Annotated in this window: 15 protein-coding genes; 13 read left to right on the forward strand and 2 right to left on the reverse strand. The window is 71.2% G+C overall.

Annotated elements, in window-relative coordinates; translation table 11 throughout:
- Window positions 1-191 precede the first annotated feature (191 nt).
- Window positions 192-944: a GntR family transcriptional regulator gene (locus tag A3IG_RS0109060; protein WP_018383241.1), complete on the forward strand. Its 753-nt coding sequence runs from the start codon at window positions 192-194 to the stop codon at window positions 942-944.
- Window positions 945-1,086: 142 nt separating this feature from the next.
- Window positions 1,087-3,051, forward strand: a complete 1,965-nt coding sequence (locus tag A3IG_RS0109065) for a bifunctional aldolase/short-chain dehydrogenase (protein WP_018383242.1) — start codon at window positions 1,087-1,089, stop codon at window positions 3,049-3,051.
- Window positions 3,052-3,108: 57 nt separating this feature from the next.
- On the opposite strand, the gene A3IG_RS0109070 is transcribed toward A3IG_RS0109065, so the two are convergent.
- Window positions 3,109-3,834 carry a GntR family transcriptional regulator gene (locus tag A3IG_RS0109070; RefSeq protein ID WP_201787448.1) on the reverse strand — a complete coding sequence of 242 codons (726 nt, stop codon included), beginning with the start codon at window positions 3,832-3,834 and terminating at the stop codon, window positions 3,109-3,111.
- Window positions 3,835-3,948: 114 nt separating this feature from the next.
- Here A3IG_RS0109070 and mtnA point away from each other — a divergent pair, with 114 nt between their 5' ends.
- From mtnA to A3IG_RS33270, 10 genes are all read left to right on the forward strand, one after another.
- Window positions 3,949-4,980: an S-methyl-5-thioribose-1-phosphate isomerase gene (gene mtnA / locus A3IG_RS0109075; protein WP_026220056.1), complete on the forward strand. Its 1,032-nt coding sequence runs from the start codon at window positions 3,949-3,951 to the stop codon at window positions 4,978-4,980.
- A gap of 24 nt (window positions 4,981-5,004) precedes the next feature.
- Complete coding sequence (locus tag A3IG_RS0109080; RefSeq protein ID WP_026220057.1) at window positions 5,005-6,141, forward strand: sugar ABC transporter substrate-binding protein; 1,137 nt, start codon at window positions 5,005-5,007, stop codon at window positions 6,139-6,141.
- Between the two features lie 58 nt (window positions 6,142-6,199).
- On the forward strand, window positions 6,200-7,738 hold the full coding sequence (locus A3IG_RS29090; RefSeq protein WP_018383246.1) for a sugar ABC transporter ATP-binding protein: 1,539 nt from the start codon (window positions 6,200-6,202) through the stop codon (window positions 7,736-7,738).
- 156 nt (window positions 7,739-7,894) lie between these two features.
- Entirely contained in the window at window positions 7,895-9,025 is a 1,131-nt protein-coding gene (locus A3IG_RS0109090) for an ABC transporter permease (protein ID WP_018383247.1), read from the forward strand.
- Window positions 9,018-10,217: an S-methyl-5-thioribose kinase gene (mtnK, locus tag A3IG_RS0109095; protein ID WP_018383248.1), complete on the forward strand. Its 1,200-nt coding sequence runs from the start codon at window positions 9,018-9,020 to the stop codon at window positions 10,215-10,217. Before A3IG_RS0109090 ends, mtnK begins: the two co-directional genes overlap by 8 nt.
- A 326-nt stretch (window positions 10,218-10,543) precedes the next feature.
- Window positions 10,544-11,545 carry a substrate-binding domain-containing protein gene (locus tag A3IG_RS0109100; RefSeq protein WP_040911083.1) on the forward strand — a complete coding sequence of 334 codons (1,002 nt, stop codon included), beginning with the start codon at window positions 10,544-10,546 and terminating at the stop codon, window positions 11,543-11,545.
- Between the two features lie 25 nt (window positions 11,546-11,570).
- Window positions 11,571-12,641 (forward strand): ABC transporter permease, encoded by a 1,071-nt coding sequence (locus tag A3IG_RS0109105; protein ID WP_018383250.1) that lies wholly within the window; start codon window positions 11,571-11,573, stop codon window positions 12,639-12,641.
- On the forward strand, window positions 12,638-13,450 hold the full coding sequence (locus A3IG_RS0109110; RefSeq protein WP_018383251.1) for an ATP-binding cassette domain-containing protein: 813 nt from the start codon (window positions 12,638-12,640) through the stop codon (window positions 13,448-13,450). The genes A3IG_RS0109105 and A3IG_RS0109110 overlap by 4 nt, the downstream gene beginning before the upstream one ends.
- Before the next feature lie 551 nt (window positions 13,451-14,001).
- Window positions 14,002-15,117, forward strand: coding sequence for an ROK family glucokinase (locus tag A3IG_RS0109115; RefSeq protein WP_018383252.1), 1,116 nt, complete (start codon window positions 14,002-14,004; stop codon window positions 15,115-15,117).
- Window positions 15,114-15,632 (forward strand): hypothetical protein, encoded by a 519-nt coding sequence (locus A3IG_RS33270; protein WP_018383253.1) that lies wholly within the window; start codon window positions 15,114-15,116, stop codon window positions 15,630-15,632. Before A3IG_RS0109115 ends, A3IG_RS33270 begins: the two co-directional genes overlap by 4 nt.
- Window positions 15,633-15,695: 63 nt before the next feature.
- On the opposite strand, the gene A3IG_RS0109125 is transcribed toward A3IG_RS33270, so the two are convergent.
- Window positions 15,696-16,337: a YigZ family protein gene (locus A3IG_RS0109125; protein ID WP_018383254.1), complete on the reverse strand. Its 642-nt coding sequence runs from the start codon at window positions 16,335-16,337 to the stop codon at window positions 15,696-15,698.
- A gap of 248 nt (window positions 16,338-16,585) precedes the next feature.
- Between A3IG_RS0109125 and pcaDC the strand changes: the two genes are divergently transcribed.
- Complete coding sequence (gene pcaDC, locus A3IG_RS0109130; RefSeq protein WP_018383255.1) at window positions 16,586-18,001, forward strand: bifunctional 3-oxoadipate enol-lactonase/4-carboxymuconolactone decarboxylase PcaDC; 1,416 nt, start codon at window positions 16,586-16,588, stop codon at window positions 17,999-18,001.
- Window positions 18,002-18,085: the final 84 nt, after the last annotated feature.

The following is an 18,085-nucleotide window of genomic DNA, read 5'->3' on the forward strand; positions in this document are numbered from 1 at the left end:
CCTGCCCGTCCCCGGCCGAGCGTGCGCCGTGGACGGGCAGGGCAGGAAGCCCGAGGCCAACTCGGTCGCGGCGCAGCGCCCTGCGCCCCGCGTTCCCAAGCTCTCCCGTCACCGGCGACGACGTCAAGTGTTTGTCCTGACATTATGACCTTTGGCTTCCGGTCATTTCTTCATCTCGATAGGCTCCCTCTGTGTCCACGACTCCGGTACACCTGGCGCTGTCCGTCGATCGCACCAGTCCGGTTCCGCTCTACTTCCAGCTCGCGCTCCAGCTCGAGCAGGCCATCGAGACCGGCAGGCTCGAGCCGGGGAGCCTGTTGGGCAACGAGATCGAGCTGGCCGCGCGGCTCGGGCTGTCCCGACCGACGGTGCGCCAGGCCATCGGGTCCCTGGTGGACAAGGGACTGCTGGTGCGCAGGCGCGGAGTGGGCACACAGGTGGTGCACAGCCAGGTCAAGCGCCCTCTGGAGCTGACCAGTCTCTACGACGACCTGCTCGCCGCCGGCCAACAGCCGGCCACCCGGGTGCTGTCCAGCGCCACCGGAACCGCTCCCGCCGCGGTCGCCGCCGCACTCGGCGTCGCCCCGCAGGCCGAGGTGGTGACCGTGGTGCGGCTGCGGTCCGCCCACGCCGAGCCGATCGCCCGGATGGTCAACCACCTGCCCGTCGGGCTGCTCGACCTGCCCGCCGACGCGCTCGAGGCCACCGGCCTCTACCGGTTGATGCGCGCGGCCGGGATCACCCTGCACAGCGCCCGGCAGTCGGTGGGCGCCAGGGCGGCCACCGCGGCGGAGGCGGAACTGCTCGGCGAGGCGGTCGGCGCGCCGCTGCTCACCATGGAACGGGTGACCTTCGACGACCGGGGACGGGCCGTGGAGTACGGCAGCCACGTCTACCGGGCCTCGCGCTACTCCTTCGCGTTCCAGCTCCTGGTGCGGCCCTGAGGCGCACGGGCCCCACACCTGGCCTTCCTGCCCCGATCTGTCCACCGTGTGCCGGGTGGGGACAGTTGACCTGGGAAGCTCCCCCCTCTATGTTGTCTGACAAATTATTGGTCAGGTCAGACGAGTATGAAGGCAGCGGCCCATGCGGAATCGATGGAACGACGCGGAGTCCGGTACCAGCCCGCTCCAGGAGTGCGCCTACGGCTCACGGCTCATCGGCGGTGAGCCCACCCTCGTGCTGCACGGGGGCGGCAACACGTCGGTGAAGACCACCGTGCGGGACGTCACCGGCGCCGAGACCGAGGTCCTCTACGTCAAGGGCAGCGGCCACGACCTGGCCTCCATCCAGCCCGCGGGCTTCGCCCCGCTGCGGCTCGCCCGGCTGCGCGAACTGCTCACCCTGGACGCGCTCAGCGACGAGCAGATGGTCAACGAGCTGCGGTGCGCGCTGCTCGACGCCTCCGCCCCCGACCCCTCGGTGGAGACCCTGCTGCACGCCGTGCTGCCGCACCCCGCGGTGCAGCACAGCCACGCCGACGCGATCCTGTCCCTGACCAACCTGCCCAACGGCGAGGACGTCGTCCGCGAGGTGTTCGGCGACGACGTCGTGGTGTTCCCCTACGTCATGCCGGGCTTCGACCTCGCCGCGCTCGGCGCCCGGCTCTGGGCGGAGCAGGGCCGGCCCGACACCCTCGGCCTGGTGCTGCTCAACCACGGCCTGTTCAGCTTCGGCGCGGACACCCGTGAGGCCTACGCCCGGCACATCGACCTGATCACCCGCGCCGAGCGCTACCTCGAGGCGCGGGTCACCCCGGTGGACACCTCGGCGGCACCCGCGCTGCCGCCGGTGCCGCGCACCGAACTCGCCGAGCTGCGGCGCCGGATCAGCGAGGCCGCGGGCGCGCCCGTGATCGTCAGCCGGCAGACCGACGCGGCCACCGCCGCCTTCGTCTCCCGCCCCGACCTCGCCGAGGTCAGCACCCGTGGCCCGCTCACGCCCGACCACGTCATCCGCACCAAGCTGGCCCCGATGGTCGGCAGCGACGTGGCCGGGTACGCGGACGCGTACCGGGAGTACTTCGGCCGGCACCACCAGCGGCGGGGCACCGAGCTCACCCAGCTCGACCCGGCCCCCCGGGTGGTGCTCGACCCGCGCCTGGGCATGCTGACGGTCGGGCGCCGGGCCAAGGACGCCGACATCGCCCGCGACATCTACCAGCACACGATGCAGGTCATCGCGGCGGCGGAGCAGCTCGGCGGCTACCAGCCCGCGTCCGAGGAGCACATATTCGACCTCGAGTACTGGGACCTGGAACAGGCGAAGCTGCGCCGGGCCGGCTCGCCCCCGCCGTTCGCCGGTGAGGTCGCCCTGGTCACCGGTGCCGCCTCGGGCATCGGCAGGGCCTGCGTCAAGGCGCTGCTGGACGCCGGGGCCAGCGTCGTGGGCTGGGACGTGGCCGACGCGGTCACCGACGCCTTCTCCGGCCCCGAGTACCTCGGTCAGCGCCTCGACGTCACCGACGAGGACGCGGTCAGCGCCGCCCTGGACGCGGTCGTGGAGCGGTTCGGCGGCCTGGACATGGTGGTGCCGTGCGCCGGGGTGTTCCGGTCCGGCATGCCGGTCGCCGAGCTCGACCCCGCGGCCTGGCGGCAGTCCATGGCGATCAACGCCGACTCGGTGGCCACCCTGTACCGGCTGGCGCACCCGCTGCTCGCCGCCTCCCCGCGCGGCGGCCGGGTGGTGCTGATCGCGTCGAAGAACGTCCCCGCTCCGGGGCCGGGCGCCGCCGCCTACTCGGCGTCCAAGGCCGCCGTCACCCAACTCTCCCGGGTGGCCGCGCTGGAGTGGGCGCAGGACGGGATCAGGGTCAACGTGGTCCACCCGGACGCGGTGTTCGACACCGGCCTGTGGACGCCGGAGATCATCGCTCAGCGGGCGGCCAGCTACGGGATGGACGTGGACGCGTACAAGCGCCGCAACCTGCTGCACACCGAGGTCAGCAGCGCCACCGTGGGCGCGGTGGTGGCCCGTCTGTGCTCCCCGGAGTTCGCGGCGACCACCGGTGCGCAGATCCCGGTGGACGGGGGCAGTGACCGGGTGATCTGATCCCGGTGCGAACACCGCGGCGGCGCGCCCCCGTCCGGGGGCGCGCCGCCCGCGCCGTCACTTGCTGGTGCGGACCAGCTCGAACTCGTAGGCACCCTCGACGAAGTAGGTCTTGGAGTACGCCAGCAACCGGTGCGTCTGGTCGTAGTGGAGCTGGTCGAGCAGTATGAACAGCCGGTGCTTGGCGGCGTCCGGCCCCCAGGCGATGTGTGACGACGTCACCGCGTGCACCTTGGCGAGGCCGAGCGTCGGGCGCAGGCCGAGGGCGTTCTCGAAGTAGGCGAAGATCGAACCGCTCAGCTCGTCGGGGTCGAACCGCGGGGGGAAGAGGCTGAGCGGGATCAGGTCGTAGGAGTAGGCGACGACGTCGCCGTCCGCCGTGATGCGCCGGCGCAGCTCTATGACCTCGGTGTCGGTGGGCGCCTCCATGCGCTCCGCCTCGTCCGGCAGCACCTGGCGCAGGGTGCGGCGCCCGTACTCGTGGCCCGGCTCCTTGCCGCTCGACCGGATCGAGTCCGTGATCGAGCCCATGCGCTCCAGGCCGTCGTGCACGGTCGGGCGCGGGGTGACGAACGTTCCCGCGCCCTGTTGGGTGCGCACGAGACCGAGGACGTGGAGCTCCTTCAGGGCGCTGCGCACGGTGGCGCGGGAGACGCCGAAGCGCTCGCACAGGGCGGCTTCCGTCGGAAGGCGGGAGCCCGCCGGGTAGTGCCCGTCGGCAACCTCCTTCTTCAGGGTCATTACGATGTCGTCCGCCAGTCGCCGCCCAGCCTGCTTCGCCATGGCGAACATCTTGACAGACCCCTAGTTGTCTGACAACGTCTGCGAAAACTTGACCATACGGGTGGTCACGCGCCGACGCGGACCGCCGTAACGCAGTGGTGGAAGAGGCGGCAGATGCGCACGATCGACTGGGTGCCCGCGGAGGGGCAGAGCCCGGGACATATCCGACTTGTGGACCAAAAACTCCTGCCTGGGACCCTCTCAGAGGTCGATGTCCACTCGGTCGAGCAACTCATCGACGCCATCCAGGACTTGTCGGTCCGCGGTGCTCCCGCCCTCGGTGTGGCCGGTGCCCTCGGTGTCGCGCTCGCCGCGCAGAATTTGTCTGCTGACTCGGCGCGGGAGGTCATAGCGAAGCTGCGGGCCGCCCGGCCGACCGCGGTGAACCTGGCCTGGGGCGTGGACGCGGCCCTGGCGGCGTTCGACGAGGGGGGTCCGGAAGCGGCCCTGGTGGCGGCGCTGAAGGTGCGCGACGATGACATCGCGGCCTGCGAGGCGATGGCCGAGCGGGGCACCGAGCTGCTGTCCCGGCTGCTCCCCGACCGGCCCCGGCTGAACGTGATGACCATCTGCAACACCGGCGCGCTCGCCGCCATCGAGCACGGCACCGCCCTGGGCGTGGTGGAGAAGCTGCACCACGACGGGAGGCTGGCGCTCGCGGTGGCCTGCGAGACCAGGCCGCTGCTCCAGGGGGCCCGGCTGACCGCCTGGGAACTGAAGCGGATGGGCGCCGACTACCGCGTCATCGTGGACTCGGCCGCGGCCTCCGTCCTGGCCAGGGGCGGTGCGGACGTGGTCATGGTCGGAGCCGACCGGATCGCCGCCAACGGGGACACCGCCAACAAGATCGGAACCTTCGCCCTGGCACTGGCCGCGGCTCACGCGGGGGTGCCGTTCCTCGTGGTTGCTCCGGAGTCCACCATTGACCCGGACACCGCGGATGGGGGGGCCATCGAGATCGAGGACCGGGGCAGTGAGGAGGTCTGTTCCTTCGCGGGCGTGCGTACCACCCCCGAGGGCACCGCCGCCCTGAACCCGGCCTTCGATGTGACACCGGCCGGGCTCATTACGGCTATCGTCACCGACACACGGGTCATCGATCTTGGCGCCAGCCAGGTCCCTGCCCACCCAACAGAGGCGGCGTAGCCGCAGCGTTACCTGGAGATCACCATGAAGCCAAAGAAGTCCATGTTCGCGATCAGCACGGTCCTCATCGCCGCCACGGCGCTGGGTGCCTGCTCGCAGGACACGGATAACGACTCGGACACGGCCAAGAAGGGCTCCGAGAAGAAGAGCCAGTCCTGCGACCGCATCCTGAACAACGACTACATGCTGCCGCAGGCGAAGCCGGCCGAGTTCAAGAAGGGCTTCACGGTGGCCCTGGTCCGGCAGTCCGGGGTCGGTGACTACTTCGAGCAGTGGGGCAACGGCGCCACCAAGCAGATCGAGGCGGCCGGCGGGAAGGTCAAGGTCTACGACGCCCGCGGCAACAACTCCACCCAGGTCAGCCAGTTCGGCCAGGCGATCAGCTCCAAGCCGGACGTGATCATCGTTGACCACGGTCTTGCCGACTCCGTGAACCCCAAGATCGACGAGGCCATCGACAAGGGCATCCCGGTCGTCGTCTACGACGTGGACATCGCCAACTGTGACGCGACGTACATCTCGCAGAACGACGAGTCGATCGCCGAGGAGATCCTCGGGTACCTGAAGAAGGAGAACCCGGACGGAGGCAAGATCGCCTACGTCAACGTCTCCGGCATCGCGCCGCTGGACAGCCGGAACAAGGTCTACCAGGAGTTCCTGAAGGGCAACCCGGAGTTCAAGCAGGTCGCCCACTTCGGCAAGTACACCGAGTCGGTGGCCGCGGACACCGCGACCGAGGGCGCCGCGGCCCTGTCCGCCGCGAAGGACACCACGATCGCGTTCGCCGCCTACGACGAGCTGGCCAAGGGCACCCTCATCGCGCTGCGCCAGCAGGGCCTGAGCGACAAGGTCAAGGTCTACGGCGTGGACATCTCCACCGCCGACATCCAGCTCATGATCAAGTCTGGGAGCCCGTGGCGCGCCACCGCCGCGACCGACCCGGCGAACGTGGGCGCCGTCGTCGCGCGGGCCGCGATCGGCAAGGCCGCCGGTGCCGACCTGCCGGACAAGATGACGATCCCGGCGACCCTGATCACCCAGGACCAGCTCGTCGACAAGAACGTCGAGAACATGGACGACCTGCGCAAGGCCCTCCCTGAGCTGTCCACCCCCGACTACCTCGGCGCTCCCTGGATCCCCGAGATCACGCCGGGCCAGTAGCGAGGACGATATGTCAAGAAAATCCGGTACGTCGGCAACGCCCGACACGCTGAGAACATTGGGGGAAGAAACGGTTCTTCAGGTTCGGGACATCTCGAAGAGCTACGGTCCCAACCAGGTTCTGCGCGGAGTCAGCTTCGGCGTCGAGAAGGGCACCATCTACGGGCTGATGGGCGCCAACGGGGCCGGAAAGTCCACGCTCATCAAGGTGCTGTCGGGCGCTGAGGCGCCCGACAGCGGGGAGATACGGCGCGGTGGTGAGGTCGTGGTCTTCCCGGACCCGCTCGCCGCCCAGCGCATGGGCGTGGGCACGGTGCACCAGAACCCGAACGACGGCGTGATCCTTGACATGACCGTCGCGGAGAACCTCGCCCTCGACTGGCTGAGCGACACCCACTCGCCGCTCGGCTTCAACCGCAAGCGCGTCGAGGCGCAGGCCGTGAAGGTGGCCGAAACGCTGGGCATGCGGCCCGACCGCCGCATGCTGCGCTCGCCGGTGCGCGAGCTCGGGGTCTCGGAGCGGCAGCTCCTGGTCCTGGCTCGCGCCCTCTCCCGCAAGCCCGACATCCTCATCCTGGACGAGCCGACCTCGGCTCTCTCCCGGGAGGAGGCCGCGCGCCTGTTCGACATGGTCAGGGCGTTGGCCGCGGACGGGGTGACCGTGCTCTTCGTCACCCACAAGCTGGCCGAGATCGACCAGCTCTGCGACCGGGTCGGGGTGCTGCGGGACGGGGTGATGCTCGACGAGTTCACCCCCGAGCCGGGCAAGGGCTTCGACTGGTCCGCCGTCCTGACCGTGCTGTTCGACCGGACCCCGGCGGAGATGCAGCGCGAGGGGTTGCCCGGCGGGAACGTGGTGCTGAGCGCCGACGGCGTCCAGCTCTTCGACGACACCCCGCCGTTCGGCCTCGACGTGCGGCAGGGACAGGTCACGGTGGTCCTGGGCCTGCTCGGCAGCGGCAAGACCGAACTGCTGGAGTGGCTGTTCGGAGCGGAGTCCGTGATCGCCGGGAACCGGACGCTCGACGGGCGCGCCTTCGCCCCGTCACACCCGGCGGACGCGATCAAACGTGGGGTCTACCTCCTGCCCGAGTCCCGGCACGAACAGGCGATCATCCCCGGGTGGTCCATCTCCTCGCAGATGACGCTGCCCTTCGCCGGCGCGTACACCTCCGGCGGGCTGATGCAGGCCGGCCGGGAGCGGCGGGCGGCCGAGGCCGTGATGCGGGACATCGGAGTGGTGGCGTCGGGACCCTCGGCGCCGATCGAGACCCTCTCCGGCGGCAACCAGCAGAAGGTGGTCATCGGCCGCTGGCTGCTCGGCGACCCGCGGGTGCTCCTGCTCGACGAGCCGTTCCGCGGCGTGGACATCAACGCCCGCCACGACATCGGCAGCACGGTGCGCAAGCTGGCCTCCTCGGCGGCGGTGCTGGTGGCGACCTCGGACCTGGACGAGGCCCTCGAGGTGGGCGACCGCATCGTGGTGCTCAACCGGGGACGGATCACCGCCGACATGTCGCTCGGCGAGGCGTCGCGGGACCGTCTCATCGACGCGATGAGCGCGCGGCCGTCCCACCTCCTCGACCAGGCGGGGTGAGCGGATGACACCCCCGAACCTCCCATCCGCCGCCCCGCCGCCCGCCGTGGCCCCCGGCCGCCAGACGGTCATCCCCGGGGCGTCGACCCCGGGGTCCCCGCCCGCCGTGGGCCCCATGACCGAGACAACCACCTCAGCACGAAAGGAGGAGGACTCGTGAGCCATCAGGCTTCGGTCCCGACCCCGGCCAGGGGACGACCCGCCGTCAACCTCACCGAATTCGTCGTACGCTACGGGGTCATCCTCCTAGGCATCACCCTCTGCATCCTGTTCTCCCTCACCACCTCGGGTTTCGCCACCTGGGACTCGGCGGTGTCGATCCTCCAGATCCAGACGGTGGCCGCCATCGGGGCGCTGGGCATGATGCTCACCGCGATCGTCGGCGACCTAGACCTGTCCGTCGGAGCGGTCATCGGGCTCTCGGTCACCGTGGCCGCGATGATGATGATCCAGTACGAGTTCACCGGGCCGGTCGCCATCCTCGCCTGCCTGATCGCGGGCATGGTGGTGGGCGCCCTCAACGGCACCCTGATCGTCCTGCTTAAGGTTCCGCCCCTGCTGGCCACCCTGGGCATGATGTTCGCCATCCAGGGCCTCAAGCGGTGGCTCGTGGACGGGCAGACCCTGACCACCGGCATGACCCTGAGCGACGGCACCGTGGTCAAGGGCAACTTCACCGACGACTTCACCGCGATCGACAGCAAGGAGATCATCGGTATCCCGCTCTCGGTGTACCTGCTCCTGCTGATCACCCTGCTGATGTGGGTCTTCCTGGAGCGGACGCGCTACGGCCGGGTCTTCCACGCGGTCGGTGGCAACCCCGAGGCGGCGCGGCTCGCCGGCACCCGGGTGTGGCGCTACAAGTTCGGCGCGTACGTGGTCTCCGGCATGCTCGCCGCGGTGGCCGGCATCGTCCTGGCCTCGCGGCTCCGCCAGGGAGACGTGACGGCCGGCGACTCCGCCCTGCTGGACGCGGTCGCGATGACGCTGGTCGGCTACGCGGTCCTCGGCGCCCGCAAGCCCAACACCCTGGGCACCTTCGTGGGAGCCCTGTTCATCGGGCTCATCCTCCAGGGCCTCACCCAGCGCGGCATGCCGTACTACACCCAGGACCTCATCAAGGGGCTTGTGCTGATCTTCGCCCTGCTGATGTCCTTCTCCCTGCACAAGAACCGCAAGAAGCGCCTCGGCCAGGCCAAGAAGATGCCGTCGGGTCCCCTCCCCGGGAAGCCGGCGGGCGGTGAGCCGGTGCCGGCGCGCGCATCCGTTGGAGAGAGGCATGGCTGACCAGGTGCTCACCATCGACACGGTGCCGGGGTACATCGCCGACCGGAAGGCCCTGCGCGACCTGGTCGACGTCGAGACGCTCAGCGTGTCGGAGATCGGGGACGGCAACCTGAACCTGGTCTTCGTGTGCGCGGACCAGCAGGGGCGCCGCCTGGTGCTCAAGCAGGCCCTCCCCTACGTGCGTCTGGTCGGTCCGGACTGGCCGATGACCGAGGCCCGGGCGGCCCGTGAGGCCGCCGCCATGCGGGTGCACGGTGCGCTCTCCCCGGACGTGTGCCAGCTCGTGGACTTCGACGAGGAGCGGCACGTGCTCGCCCTCGAGGACCTGTCGGACCACGAGGTGTTCCGCACCCGGCTGAACGCCGGCGGCCCGTACGAGGGGGTGGCGGAGCGGCTGGCGGCGTACCTGGCCGAGGTGGCCTTCGGCACCTCGTTCCTGGGCCTGCCCACCCAGGAGTTCCGCCGCCGTGCCGCCGCCGCGATCAACCCCGAGCTGTGCGAGCTGACCGAGGACCTGGTCTTCACCGAGCCCTACCTCGGTGCCGACCGGAACTCGGTCCGCCCGGTGCTCGAGCCGGTGGTGGCGCGGCTCCAGGCGGACCAGGAGTGGATCGCCGGAGCCCTGGCGATGAAGAGGTCGTTCCTCACCGTGCAGGAGATGCTGCTCCACGGCGACCTGCACAGCGGGAGCGTCTTCGTCCGGGGCGACGGGGCGGACCTGTCGGTCAAGGCCTTCGACCCCGAGTTCGCCTGCTACGGACCGGTCGGCTTCGACCTCGGGATGATGTGGGCGAGCATGCTCTTCGCCGCTGCGCGCGCCGGCGCGCTCGGTGACCTGGCGCGCGCCGAGGGCCTGTTCCGCACCGTCTCGTCGAGCTGGGCGGTGTTCGAGGAGCGACTGCGCCAGCGGTGGCCGGACCGTGCGGCACCGGGCGGTCTGCCGGACTCCTTCCTCGAGGACTGGTTGCCGGCGGTCCTGCGGGACAGCTTCGGCTTCGCCGGCTGTGAGGCGGCCCGGCGGATCATCGGCCTGGCGAAGGTGAGCGACGTGGAGTCGTTGGACGACGACGCCTACGCGGTCGCCGCCACCGCGTGCCTGCGGCTGAGCCGGGTCCTGCTCGTCGAGCGGGAGACCCTGACCCTGGACCGGGTCGTCGAGGCCGGGCTGGCCGCCCTGGGGGACGGCGACTGAGTCACACCAGACGTACGGCCCGAGGTCCCGGAGACGTCCGCGCCGGTCACCCCGACCGGCCCCGGAGGTGTTCCGGGCCGAGGGCCGTACGTCGTCCCCGCACCGCCGCCGGTGGGGTGCGAGGTGGGGTGCCCCGGCCCTCGAGGCGACCTGGTTACGGTCCGACGGGGCCTGGGTTCCGGGCGAGTTGGAGCGCGGGAAGACCCTGTTCCCGCCGCTGACCATTCGTCATAATGTCTAGACAAAACTATTGACTCGATGGTGCCGTGGGGCATACAACTCACCCGACTCACTGCCAGGCACCGTCGGACGGAAGGCAGACCAGCATGGCCCGCAGACGCGCTTTGGTCCACGCCGCGGCTCTCGCCGCGGCCCTCGCCCTCGCCGTCGCGGGGTGCAGCGACTCGGGCGGCAAGGACGCGGAGGAGAAGCCGGAGGGGAACAAGGGGACCAAGGCCGTCAACACCCCCCGGATGACCATCGCCATGGTCACCCACTCCGGACAGGGCGACACCTTCTGGGACATCGTGCAGAAGGGCGCCCAGCAGGCCGCCGCCAAGGACAACGTCAAGTTCCTGTACTCCAACGACAAGGAGGCCAAGGGACAGGCGCAGCTCGTGCAGGCCGCCATCGACCAGAAGGTGGACGGGCTGATCGTCACCCTGGCCAAGCCCGAGGCGATGAAGGACGTGCTGGCGGAGGCCCGCAGCGCCGGCATCCCGGTGGTCACCATCAACTCCGGTGCCCAGTTCTCCGCGGAGTACGGGGCGATGTCGCACTTCGGGCAGGACGAGGCGGTGGCCGGTGAGGCGATCGGCACGGAGCTGACCAAGCGGGGCAAGAAGAAGGCGCTGTGCGTCCTGCACGAGCAGGGCAACGTCTCGCTCGAGGAGCGCTGCGACGGCGCCAAGAAGACGTTCGACGGCAGGATGGACAAGCTGTACGTGGAGGGCACCAACATGCCCGACGTGCTGGCCTCCCTGACCTCCAAGCTCCAGTCGGACAAGTCCCTGGACGCGGTGGTCACCCTCGGTGCGCCGTTCGCGGCCACCGCCGCCAAGGCGGCCAAGGACGTGGGCAGCGACGTGGAGATCGACACGTTCGACCTCAACGCCGAGGTGGTCAAACAGCTCAAGGCGAAGGAGATCGGCTTCGCCGTGGACCAGCAGCCCTACCTCCAGGGCTACCTGGCGGTGGACGCGCTCTGGCTCAACGCCACCAACGGCAACGTCCTGGGTGGTGGCAAGACCGTGCTGACCGGCCCGGCGATCGTCACCGACAAGGACGTGCCGGCGCTGGAGAAGTACACGGCCAAGGGCACCCGGTGACCGCGGCCCGCCCCTGGGAGAGCCGGTGACCAGCGCCAGCGCCGCGCCCGTGGGACCGGGGAAGACCCCGCCGGTCACCGGGGACGAACGCCTGGTGCACCGCTCGCTGGCCCGCAGGTCGCTGGCCCGCCCGGAGTTCGGCGCGATCGTCGGTGCACTGGCCGTCTTCGTCTTCTTCAGCGTGGTGGCGGACAGCTTCCTGCAGACGTCCAGCATGAGCACGGTGCTCAACGCCTCGTCGACCATCGGGATCATGGCGGTGCCGGTGGCGCTGCTGATGATCGGCGGGGAGTTCGACCTGTCCGCGGGCGTGATGGTGACCAGCGCGGCCCTGGTCACCTCCATGTTCTCGTACCAGATGACGGCGAACGTCTGGCTGGGGATCACCGTCTCGCTGCTGGTCACCCTGGCGTTGGGCTTCTTCAACGGGTTCATGCTCACCCGCACCGGGCTGCCCAGCTTCATCATCACCCTCGGTACCTTCCTGATGCTCACCGGACTGAACCTGGGCTTCACCCGCCTGATCAGCGACTCGGTCAGCACCAAGTCGATCGCCGACATGGACGGCTTCTCCTCCGCGCACGACCTGTTCGCCTCGCAGTTCGAGATCGGCTCGGTCAAGATCCAGGTGACCGTGCTGTGGTGGCTCGGCCTCGTGACCCTGGCCACCTGGGTCCTGCTGCGCACCCGTGCGGGCAACTGGATCTTCGCGGTGGGCGGGGGAGCGGACGCGGCCCGCGCGGTCGGCGTCCCGGTGGCCCGGACCAAGATCGGCCTGTACATGGGCGTCGCCCTGTGCGCCTGGATCTCCGGGCAGCACCTGCTGTTCAACTTCGACGTCGTGCAGTCCGGGGAGGGCGTCGGCAACGAGTTCCTGTACATCATCGCCGCGGTGATCGGCGGCTGCCTGATGACCGGCGGTTACGGCTCGGCGATCGGCTCCGCCGTGGGGGCCTTCATCTTCGGGATGACCAGCAAGGGCATCGTCTACGCCCAGTGGAACCCCGACTGGTTCAAGTTCTTCCTCGGCGGGATGCTCCTGCTCGCCACACTTGTCAACGCCTGGGTACGGCGACGCGCGGAGGCGAGCGCATGACCGCGGTCCGGCTCACCGGGGTGAGCAAGCTCTACGGGAACATCCGCGCCCTGAAGGACGTCTCCCTCGAGGTCGAGTCCGGGCAGATCACCTGCGTCCTGGGGGACAACGGGGCCGGCAAGTCCACCCTGATCAAGATCATCGCGGGACTGCACCAGCACGACGGGGGAACGTACGAGATCGACGGCGAGCAGGTCAGGCTGAACTCGCCCCGCGAGGCCCTGGACCGCGGCATCGCCACCGTCTACCAGGACCTGGCCGTGGTGCCCCTGATGCCGGTGTGGCGGAACTTCTTCCTCGGCTCAGAACCGACCACCGGCCGCGGCCCCCTGCGCCGCCTCGACGTGCCGTTGATGCGCCGGACCACCCGCGCCGAGCTGCTGCGGATGGGCATCGACCTGAGGGACGTGGACCAGCCGATCGGCACCCTCTCCGGAGGGGAGCGGCAGTGCGTCGCCATCGCCCGGGCGGTGTACTTCGGAGCCAGGGTGCTGATCCTGGACGAGCCCACCGCCGCGCTCGGGGTCAAGCAGTCCGGGGTGGTGCTCAAGTACGTGGCCGCGGCCCGGGACGCCGGCCTCGCGGTCGTGCTGATCACCCACAACCCGCACCACGCCTACCTGGTCGGCGACCGCTTCGTGCTGCTCAAGCGAGGCACCATGGCGGGCAGCCACGAGCGGTCGGGGATCACCCTGGAGGAGCTCACCCGGCAGATGGCGGGTGGCTCGGAGCTGGACGAGCTCAGCCACGAGCTGGCCGCGGCCCGGTCGCAGGCGCCGGAGGAGGCACCGGGGCAGCAGCGGACATAGCCGGACGTCCGGGACGGCGGGCGGGCCGAGGGCGTCCGCGGTGCCCTCCCGCCCGTGCACGGGCGGTGGTCCCTGGGGCACAATCACACTCCGGGCGACTTCGTCGCTCGGACCCCATGCGCCTCACCCGTGAGGCGGACGGCGACCGTGGCCCGCCCGCACCCACCGGTTCCACCCCCGAGCCACAGCACCCGCACCCGACGACCCGCCCCACAGGTACCGAACCACCGGGCCACCAGGCGCCGACCGCACCCGGGCGACCACCCGGAAGACTGACCCCGCCGGGGCCCGGGCACCCGAACCGCCGCATGATGTTCACCCGGGCTTCCGAGCCCGTGCCAGGGGGCACAAGCCCCGCCGACGAGACCCAGGGAACCGCTTCCGTTGCCAGCGCCCGCCAGCCGCCTCACCGCCCTTCCGACGCACCCCGGGGGCACCCCAGCCCCCCGACTCAGCGGCGGGGCGGCGAGACCGCCCGGGACCCGGTGGGAGCGTGCCTCCCGCGGTCGCGCCGGGCGAGCCGGCACCCGCGTGAGGGAAGGGGCGAACCAGTGAGCACCCACCGTGACCGGCCGCACCGCGACTCCGTCGCCCGGGCCACGATGATGCGGACGGTGAGCCGTCGGGAGCGCAGGTCCCACCTCACCGCGCCCAGGGTCCCCACCGTGGGCATCGACATCGGCGGCACCAAGGTCGCCGCCGGGGTGGTGGACGCCGACGGGAACGTGCTGGAGCGGCTGCGCACCGAGACCCCGGACAAGTCCAAGAGCCCCAAGGTCGTCGAGGACACGATCGTCGAACTGGTCCTCGACCTCGCCGACCGGCACGACGTGCACGCCGTGGGGATCGGTGCCGCAGGCTTCGTGGACGCCGAGCGCGCCCGGGTGCTGTTCGCCCCCCACCTGTCCTGGCGGGACGAGCCGCTGCGCCAGGCGCTGACCGAACGGCTGCTGCTCCCCGTGATCGTGGACAACGACGCCAACGCCGCGGCCTGGGCGGAGTGGCGTTTCGGCGCGGGACGCGGCGAGGACCACCTGGTGATGATCACGCTCGGCACCGGCATCGGCGGCGCCATCCTCCAGGACGGCCAGTTGCGGCGGGGCAAGTACGGGGTGGCCGGCGAGTTCGGACACATGCAGGTGGTGCCCGGGGGGCACCGCTGCCCGTGCGGGAACCGCGGCTGCTGGGAGCAGTACTCCTCGGGCAACGCGCTGGTCCGCGAGGCACGGGAGCTGGCCGTGGCGGACTCGCCGGTGGCGCACGCCATCCTGGACCGGGTCGGGGGCGAGGTGCGGGACATCACCGGCCCGCTGATCACCGAGGCGGCCAGGGCCGGGGACGCGATGGCCATCGAGCTGCTCCAGGACGTGGGCCAGTGGCTGGGCATCGGCATCGCCAACCTGGCGGCGGCGCTCGACCCGAGCTGCTTCGTCATCGGCGGAGGGGTCAGCGCGGCCGACGACCTGCTGATCGCTCCCGCCCGCGAGGCCTACCGGCGTACCCTCACGGGGCGTGGCTTCCGACCGGAGGCCCGTGTGGTCCGTGCGCAGCTCGGCAACGAAGCCGGTCTCGTCGGCGCCGCCGACCTCGCCCGGCTGGTGGCCCGGCGGTTCCGACGGGCCAAGCGGCGGCGGGTGGAACGTTACGCAGGGGTGTTTGATCGATGAACCGCTTCACCCGGGCCGTCGTGGTGGCGTTGATGGTCACCGCTCCGGCGGCCTACCTGGTCGTCGCGGCGGTGCAGAGCCTCAACGGCAGTGACATGAAGGAGCGCGTCGCGGCCGCGACCACCATGGTCCACGAACGCCCCGACCGGGCCACCCGCAACATCTACGGCGTCCCGATGAACTACAAGGCCACCGGCAAGAAGTTCTTCGAGACCAACTCCTGGAAGAGCAGCTCGCTGTACGCCAGGTTCACCACCATCCCCCGCGGCCTCGACTGGTTCCTGAAGCAGATCGGCACCAGCCGGGACGAACTCGTCGAGGGGAAGATCCCGATCAGCCGGGAGCGGCAACAGGTGGTGGGCTGGGACTTCCACGGCGAGTGGGCGGCGGACCAGCACTTCTACGGGGTGAGCCTGCCGGCGGAGAAGAAGGGCCAGCCCGCACGCGAGGTGCTGGTCAACCTGGCAGATCCGGAGCACCCCGCGGTCTACATCGTCTCCACCATCACCTTCTGACCCGCACGACGCCTGACCCGGGCCAGGGGCGGCCCCGCCCGGGCCCGGCGGTGCCGCAGGGGGTCAGACCGGGACCTCGACCAGCAGGCGCGCACCCACCGTGACCACGGCGGCGCCCCCGGAGACCTGCGCCACCCAGGCGAGGTACGCCTCCACCTCGGCCTCGGGCACGGCCACGTCGATCTCCACCGCGTCGGTGTAGCGGACCTCGTGGACGGTGCGCCCGGCCGCCCTCAGCTCGTTCTCCAGCCGCCCCGCCACCGGGTAGTCCGCCAGCGCGGTGACCAACAGGTGGGGGCGCCGCTCCCGCACGCCGACGGCGTCCAGCGCGGCCGACACCGCCGATCCGTACGCCCGGATCAGGCCGCCGGCACCCAGCTTGACCCCGCCGAAGTACCGGGTGACCACCGCCACGGTGTCGGTGAGCCCGCGGCGCAGCAGCACCTCGAGCATCGGCACGCCCGCGGTGCCGCCCGGCTCCCCGTCGTCGTTGGACCGCTGGACCTGACCGGAGGTCCCCACCACGTAGGCGGAGCAGTTGTGGGTGGCGTTCCAGTGCCGCTTGCGCACCTCGCGGACGAACGCCTGCGCCTGCCCCTCGTCCGACGCCCTGGCCAGCGCGCAGACGAACCGCGACTTGCGGACCTCGATCTCGTGCTCCCCGCGCCCCGCGACGATCCTGACCGAGCCGTTCCGCTCCGACATGACGCTCAGGGCTCCAGGGTGCTTGTCGGATCTTCGTTCCCACACCTTACGCTCATCGGTCAGCACTCCCGTCCTCGACCGACCGCCGTTCCCCCCAGGTTCCCGACCCGCCCCAACCACCCGCCCCGACCACCCGGCCGCGCCCTGCCGCCCCTCCAGCCCCTCCCGCCCCCGAGACCCCACCGCCCACCCCGGCTGTCCGGGGCGGCTCACCACCACGACAGCACCCACCACGACGAGGACTCCCGATGACCGACGCCCCGCTGCTCAGGTACCGGCAGGACGGACCGCAGGACGCGCCCGCGCTGGTCCTGGGACCCGCCCTCGGCACCACGTTCCAGATCTGGCACGAGCAGATACCCGACCTGTCCAGGTACTGGCGCGTCATCCGCTACGACCTGCCCGGGCACGGGGGCTCCGTGCCGGTGCCCACGCAGACCGTGGAGGAGATCGCCGTGCTGCTCCTCGAACTGCTGGAGGCCCTGGGGGTCCACCGGTTCGGCTACGCCGGGGTCGGCCTCGGCGGGTCGGTGGGTGCCCTGCTGGCGCTCAGCCACCCGCACCGCATCGTCTCCCTCGCCCTGGTCGGCACCTCCGCCGGGCCCGGCTCGGCGTCCGTCTGGCGGGAGCACGCCGCGGTGATCCGGGCCACCGGCGTGGAGCAGGAGGCCCGCACCGCGGCCACCCGCTGGTTCACCGCCGCCTCGCTCGCCGAGGAGCCCGCCCTCGCCGAACCCTGCGCCCAGATGGTGCGCACCGTGGACAAGTCCTGCTATGCCGCGTGCTGCGACGCCATGGCCGACCACGACCTGCGCGGGGCCCTGGCGGCGGTGGCCGCCCCGACCCTGGTCATCGCCGGGGCGGAGGACGCGGTCGTGCCTCCGGGCGCGGCCCGCGAGCTGACCGCGCTGATCCCCGACTCCCGCCTCGCGGTGGTGCCCAACGCGGCGCACCTGGCCAACCTGGAACAGCCGGGACCGGTCACCCAGCTCCTGCTGCGGCACTTCGCCGCCACCCTGCGGGAGGCCCCCCGGCCCCCGGAGCTCCAGGCTTCCCCGTCACCCGAGCCCGCGGCCTCCAGGGCCCCGGACGACGCGGCCGGGAACGAGCCGGTGCGGCAGCGGCCGGTGCGTGACGAGCCGGTGCGTGACGAGTCCTCCCGGCAGGCGGTGGACTGGGACGGCGTGGAATGGGACGAGAGCGACGAGGACGGCGCCGCCCGGGAGGAGGCCGCCCGGGACAGGACCGACCGGAGCCCGGCACCGGCCGCCGCGCCCCGTGTGTCCGACACCGGGGGCGCCGTGTCGGTGGACGGCCTGAAGGTGCGCCGCGAGGTGCTCGGCGACCTCGAGGTGGACAGCGCCCTGAACCGGGCCACCGACCTCACTGAGGACTTCGAGGACTTCGTCACCCGCTACGCCTGGGGCGAGATCTGGGCCCGCCCGGGCCTGGAACGCCGGGTCCGGGCCGCGGTGAGCATCACCGCGCTGGTCGCCGGGGGGCACCTGGACGAGCTCGAGGCGCACGTGCGTGCCGGACTGCGCAGCGGCCTCACCATCGAGGAGATCCGGGAGGTGCTGATGCAGACCGCGGTCTACTGCGGCGTGCCGGCGGCCCGTGCGGCGTTCGCGGTGGCGCAGCGGGTGTTCGTCCTCGACGACTGACCCGGCGGGGCGCTCGGGCGCGACGGGCCGGGACCACGGGTCGGCGTTCCCGCCCCGCCCCGCGCCGCTCGGGGCCGCGACACG

Source organism: Wenjunlia vitaminophila DSM 41686 (assembly GCF_000380165.1).
Lineage (GTDB): Bacteria > Actinomycetota > Actinomycetes > Streptomycetales > Streptomycetaceae > Wenjunlia > Wenjunlia vitaminophila.

Bases quoted from the DNA above. Each gene is read 5' to 3' on its own strand.
- A3IG_RS0109065 (WP_018383242.1), top strand. From the start codon at position 1,087: ATGCGGAATCGATGGAACGACGCGGAGTCCGGTACCAGCCCGCTCCAG.
- A3IG_RS0109070 (WP_201787448.1), bottom strand. From the start codon at position 3,834: ATGGCGAAGCAGGCTGGGCGGCGACTGGCGGACGACATCGTAATGACC.
- mtnA (WP_026220056.1), top strand. From the start codon at position 3,949: ATGCGCACGATCGACTGGGTGCCCGCGGAGGGGCAGAGCCCGGGACAT.
- A3IG_RS0109080 (WP_026220057.1), top strand. From the start codon at position 5,005: ATGAAGCCAAAGAAGTCCATGTTCGCGATCAGCACGGTCCTCATCGCC.
- mtnK (WP_018383248.1), top strand. From the start codon at position 9,018: ATGGCTGACCAGGTGCTCACCATCGACACGGTGCCGGGGTACATCGCC.
- A3IG_RS0109100 (WP_040911083.1), top strand. From the start codon at position 10,544: ATGGCCCGCAGACGCGCTTTGGTCCACGCCGCGGCTCTCGCCGCGGCC.
- A3IG_RS0109110 (WP_018383251.1), top strand. From the start codon at position 12,638: ATGACCGCGGTCCGGCTCACCGGGGTGAGCAAGCTCTACGGGAACATC.
- A3IG_RS33270 (WP_018383253.1), top strand. From the start codon at position 15,114: ATGAACCGCTTCACCCGGGCCGTCGTGGTGGCGTTGATGGTCACCGCT.
- A3IG_RS0109125 (WP_018383254.1), bottom strand. From the start codon at position 16,337: ATGTCGGAGCGGAACGGCTCGGTCAGGATCGTCGCGGGGCGCGGGGAG.
- pcaDC (WP_018383255.1), top strand. From the start codon at position 16,586: ATGACCGACGCCCCGCTGCTCAGGTACCGGCAGGACGGACCGCAGGAC.